This is a genomic window from Pseudomonas sp. Kh14 (genome assembly GCF_900291005.1).
Taxonomy (GTDB): domain Bacteria; phylum Pseudomonadota; class Gammaproteobacteria; order Pseudomonadales; family Pseudomonadaceae; genus Aquipseudomonas; species Aquipseudomonas alloputida.
Genome location: NZ_OLKJ01000016.1, coordinates 1 through 245, shown reverse-complemented (window position 1 = coordinate 245; position 245 = coordinate 1). Strand labels below are relative to the sequence as shown.

Sequence of the window (245 nt, the reverse complement as noted above, 5' to 3'; positions counted from 1 at the left end):
GTGCGGCGCAGCACGCGCTCACCAAAGCGCACGAAACGGTCGTAGGTTTCCGACTGCTGCCAGTCCAGCGGGCTGATCTTCCAGCTGTGCAAGGGGTCGTCCTTGAGCGATTTCAGCCGCGCCTTCATCTGCTTCTTGGACAGGTGGAACCAGAACTTGATGATCAGCGCGCCTTCATCGCACAGCATCTGCTCCAGGTGTTCGGCACCGGTGATGGCCTGGTCGAGCACGGCATCCTTGAACAC

The 245-nt window shown here is 60.4% G+C and carries 1 pseudogene; it reads right to left on the bottom strand.

Annotated elements, in window-relative coordinates:
* A pseudogene (locus FQ668_RS08185) lies at positions 1–245 on the bottom strand (polyphosphate kinase); the annotation flags it as partial.